Source organism: Stenomitos frigidus ULC18, assembly GCF_003003795.1.
In the GTDB taxonomy this organism is placed as follows: Bacteria; Cyanobacteriota; Cyanobacteriia; order Leptolyngbyales; family Leptolyngbyaceae; genus Stenomitos; species Stenomitos frigidus_A.
On record NZ_PVWK01000128.1, the window covers coordinates 1 to 3,175 of the forward strand.

The window sequence follows — 3,175 nt, forward strand, 5'->3', positions numbered from 1 at the left end:
ATTCTGGCTGCATAACGGCAAGCTCAACGTAGTGCAGCAATCGTTTTCTCCGCTTCACCAAAAGCTGGGAAGAGCCCAGTTGTATTGTCACCTAACAGGACACACCACACAGAAGTTGAGTTATCAGGGCGTTACACCCTGACTCTGCTTTATTTCAAGCCTGGTGGAGGGGCTTGACTTAGGCAGAAACGAATCGCACACCGATATAAGGGCAAAAAAGTGGCAGATAGGCTGGAAAGCCTTACTCCAATTGCGTGCGTGCAATCTGATTGGTAGAGAAAGAGCCTTTTCCATCGGCAGAGGAATTTGTTTGAAATCGATGACATCATCGCCGTAACGCTTGAGGTGACGCGTGAGATCGAGATCGAGCCGATGCTGCTCGCAGCGCTCTCCACCTTTCACAAACTCAAAACTTAGCGTGTGTAGGGCGGTTTGCAGCGCTCGTTATAGTGAAGCTCAGCCTCACTGAGCAGGAATTGTGCGGCACCGCCCAGCGTGTAGCGAGTCGCAATACCATCGCCTAAACAGTCTTCGTAGTCGTAAATGGTTTCGTTGCCCGTGAAGCGAGAGGAAAGCTGCTGCCGGATTGGAGGCCGGTAGCCAAAGATGTACTCGTAGAGGCGGGAGGAGTCGGCACGATTGTAGGTGAAGCTAAGCGCGTCGGGAGAGCCTGTGATGGCAACGCTGATCGACTGCGACCGATTCTCGACAAACGTAATCGCAAAGCGATCAACGCGCGTATTTGGAAAAACCCGCTGCAAGCCTCTTGGAGAGTAGGTGTAGGTAATGCGCGTCACGCCGTTTTCGGTGCGGGTAAGGCGCGTCCAGTAGCGGCCAAAATAACGCTCGATCGTCTGCGGTGTTTGATTGAGGACGTAGCGGTCACTCGCTCGGGCGCGCTCGGGCAGAGCCGTTAGCATGATGCCAGCCACAATGATGCCGCATAGAAAGTGATCAGAATGTTTCATCAACAGGACCTACGCAAAAGTGCTTTTAGACTGGAGCAATGAGGGATCGAGCCGTCATCCTCATTGTCATCTGATACTCATCAAAGGCTTTCCGATTTAGACCTGTCAGAGCACGCAGCAGACGGTCGTTATTCAACGCACGATGGAGGTTGATCATGCAGGCTCAAACTCGATGAAGTTCTCTTGATCATCTCCTATTCCGTAACAAGTCTAATACGGTTCGGGTTAGACTAAGCCGGACGGTCACCCGCCCGACTCGTCTGCAAAACCGGACGTGAACCTTTAGATTCATCCGGCTCCTCAACAACCGGGTGCTTGTCATGCATACCTGAATGAACTTGGTCGTGGCAATGCTGATGTAACAATGTCAGATTTTCCCATTTGCTGTTCTGATGATTCCGGTCCAGATGGTGGACTTCCAACAGGTCTTCTGACTTAAAGTACAACTTGCAATGAGAGCATTGTCCGCGCTGTTGCCTTAACAGTTTGGCAGTCCGAGCCGGTAACTCTGGATGTTTTCCCATCCGCGTTGCCCAGTAACTCCAATCCCCATCGAAGAGACTTCGATTACCTTGAACTTTGACGTGCCGTACAATCGGGGTTTCAACATAAGTGCGAAGCCGCACCTGGGTTTCTCCCTTCCTTGCAGCAAAGACCCATCCGCCTCCTTGATTGACTAACCAATAGCGACTGGCTCGCCAATATCCACTCTTGGTGGGATGACGACGATGTGCCCAAGCTCGTAGCTTTTGATAGAGCAAGTAATCCAGCTTGGCGTAAGCCTTCTTACTGCTCTGGGCAGAGAAGTAAGCCGACCATCCCCGAATCATCGGGTTGAGGTGTTGAATCAAAGCCGCTTGTGGGGCTGCTTTGTGGCTTCTAATCACCGCCTGCAATCGCTGGAGGTGTCTCTGCATCGCTGCTTGACTGGGCTGGATAATCGTCTTATATCCTTTCATTGACCGCCCAGATTTATATTTGCTCATTCGGTATTGCCGAATGGAGAAACCCAGGAAGTCAAACCCAACCTGTCCATCCACTGAATTAAGTGTGTGGCAGAGGCGAGTTTTACTTGGCTTGAATGCCAATCCCATCTTTGCCAACCACTTGCCTAGTAGCTGTTGAGCGTGTTCAATGACCTGCCGTTCCGGATGGATCACCAACAGATCATCGGCATAGCGGATCACCCTTGCCCCTTTGCAATAACGGGCAATGTATTTCTCCATGCCATGCAACGCCACATTTGCCAGTAAGGGTGAAAGACTGCCGCCTTGTGGTACGCGTTGTGGCGTTTCACTATATTGGAAGTGATCCATTACCCCTGCCCGCAACCAGGCTCGAATTTGCCGAGTGAAAAACGGACTGGCGTTCAGCTTCTTCAGTAAGGGTTGTCGCGCAATGGTGTCGAAACACTTTGCCAGATCAGCATCTAAAATCCATTTCGGTTGATGACAAACCTGGAGGTAGATCGCCACGATTGCATCGTGACAGGAGCGCCCAGGGCGAAAGCCGAACGAGTTTGGCTCGAACTTAGCTTCCCATTGCGGTTCCAGCGCGAGCTTGAACAGAGTTTGTCTTGCCCTATCCTCTAACGTTGGAATATGCAACGGTCTGAGTTCTTCTCGGTTGCCCGGTTTGGGAATCCAGACCCGACGCATGGGAGAGGCTTTGCCCCAACCAGACTGGAGACGTTGAGCCAGGGACAGCCGTTGATTTGGTGGAAGCGACTTGAAGCCGTCGATGCCTGCTGTCTTCTTGCCTGCATTGTCTTGCGTCACTCGTCGCACTGCCAGGACTCTCGCTGCCCAAGAGTGAATCAGGAGTCGTTGAAGCCTGCGAACTTTTGCCCGTTGACCACGACAAGCGGCTTGGTAGATTTGCTTTTGCAACTTAAACACCTTACGCTCTAGCTTACGCCAGGGCAAGGTGCTCCATTCATACGTAGTCGTTAACTCGCTCATGACGTGTGCATTGCCACTGACAACTCTACCATCCCAATTGCTGTGTCTCCGTCTGCATATCCTCTGGCTTTCCCAAAGGCATTGGCTTCTGAGACAATCCCTCCTCCTCAACCCATGCGGCTGACTGCCTACTCTGGTATCGACCGACCCAGAGAGCAATTGGGGAGGTTACTGACTCGAAAATAAACCCCACAGTCAAGTGACCGGAGCCGCAGCTTGAGGCTGGAGTAAGACTTGGTAGCCGAG

General features: G+C 51.9%; 3 protein-coding genes. All 3 read right to left on the minus strand.

All coding sequences use genetic code 11. The features are described 5' to 3' along the window. Positions 1–413 precede the first annotated feature (413 nt). Positions 414–968 carry a hypothetical protein gene (locus C7B82_RS24205; RefSeq protein ID WP_146141251.1) on the minus strand — a complete coding sequence of 185 codons (555 nt, stop codon included), beginning with the start codon at positions 966–968 and terminating at the stop codon, positions 414–416. A 230-nt stretch (positions 969–1,198) separates the two neighbouring features. Continuing rightward, the gene (ltrA, locus tag C7B82_RS24215; protein WP_106259295.1) at positions 1,199–2,929 is read right to left on the minus strand and encodes a group II intron reverse transcriptase/maturase; all 1,731 of its coding nucleotides are present in this window, start codon (positions 2,927–2,929) and stop codon (positions 1,199–1,201) included. 25 nt (positions 2,930–2,954) lie between these two features. Beyond that, positions 2,955–3,175: hypothetical protein (locus C7B82_RS33325; protein ID WP_219904669.1), on the minus strand; the 221-nt coding region annotated here is incomplete at its 5' end.